Annotated in this window: 1 protein-coding gene; it reads right to left on the bottom strand. The window is 66.5% G+C overall.

Translation table 11 applies throughout. The features are described 5' to 3' along the window. Positions 1-56: 56 nt before the first annotated feature. The gene (locus ABZX85_RS50465; RefSeq protein WP_355885181.1) at positions 57-1,268 is read right to left on the bottom strand and encodes an IS110 family transposase; all 1,212 of its coding nucleotides are present in this window, start codon (positions 1,266-1,268) and stop codon (positions 57-59) included. Positions 1,269-1,503: the final 235 nt, after the last annotated feature.

The following is a 1,503-nucleotide window of genomic DNA, read 5'->3' as shown; positions in this document are numbered from 1 at the left end:
GGCCACTGATTCCCAATCAGGTTGTCAAGTGGCTGTGGTGACATGCGGTGAAGGCGTCATGTCGCTGCGGCACCGGCGCGGGCAGCGGCGGTCTCGAAGTACCTGTGGTCTCGTATGAGGGCCCATAGGACGTTGAGACGGCGCCGGGCAAGCGCGAGGACGGCTTGCTTGTGGGACTTCCCCTCAGCGCGTTTTCGCTGGTAGTACCGCTTGGACTCAGGACAGCACACGGCGGCCACCTGGGCGGAGAGGTAGAACATTCGCAGGAGCCGTCGGTTGTAGCGGCGGGGTCTGCGAAGGTTGCCGCTGATCTTGCCTGAGTCTCGGGGGACCGGTGCCAGCCCGGCGACGCCGGCGAGCCGGTCTGGACTGCCGAAGGCGGACATGTCGCCGCCGGTCGTGGCGATGAACTCCGCGCCGAGCAGGTATCCGATGCCGGGCATGCTGGTGATCACGGCGGCGTCGGGATGCTTCCGGAAACAGCCCACGATCAGGGCTTCCAGTTCCTCGATCTCCCGGTCGAGGGCCATGACATCCCGCGCCAGAGCGTGGACCATCTTCGCGGCGGTCCTCTCCCCACGGACGGCCGCGTGTTGAGTGTCGGCGGCGGTCACCGCGGTGTCTGCGGCATTCCTGGCGTGGTCGGTGCGGACGCCGTGGTTGTTCAGCCAGGTGGCCAGCCGGGACCGGCCGGCGCGTCGCAGGGCGGCCGGGGTCTGGTAACCGGTCAGCAGGACCAACGCGCTCTTCGAAGTGCTGTAGTCGAAGGCTCGCTCCAGGGCGGGGAAGTACTCCAGCATCTGCTCACGGAGCCGGTTGATCGCACGGGTGCGATCGGCCGACAGGTCCGTGCGGCGAGCGGTCAGGATTCGCAGGTCAATGGCGATCTCGCTAGTCTCCTGCAAGGGTTGCAGGTCGTGGCGCATACGGGCGGTGTCCGCGATGATGAACGCGTCCTTCGCGTCCGTTTTCCCGCTGCCGCGATACGCGGCCGAGGCGTGATGCACAGTACGGCCAGGGATGTAGAGCAGCTTCTGGCCGTGGCCGACCAGGAGCGCGATCCACAGCGCGGCCCCGCCGGAGTTGAGGTCCACCGCCCAGGTGACCGGGGCACTGTCGGCCAGTTCCAGGACGTCACCCAACAGTTCCAGAAGTTCGGACTCACTGTTCGGCACGCGCCGCGACAGCATCGTCACCCCGTCGGCGTCGATCACCGTGCAGTGGTGCTCGGCCTTACCGGCATCTGTTCCGGCCCACAGTTCGGGCACGAGGTCCTCCTTCGTCGTGCGTGTACATACCTCCCAGCAGACGGCCTCGCCGACGTATCCATACGAGCGATCCAGTTCGCGCATCCCAATCAGCGGCCGAGCCGTCGCGGAGCGCCGGGCGGCCAATCAGTGGAAGCCACATCATCGGCTCTCGGGTGACAGCCACACCCGGCACTCCTGGGTGTCCCGATCCTACGAATGACCCGGATCAACCCACGAAGAAAGGTATGGATCG

It is taken from the genome of Streptomyces sp. NPDC004539 (genome assembly GCF_040610055.1).
Classification (GTDB): Bacteria; Actinomycetota; Actinomycetes; order Streptomycetales; family Streptomycetaceae; genus Streptomyces.
Note: the sequence above shows the minus strand (reverse complement) of the source record. Positions and strands in the feature narration are given on the sequence as shown.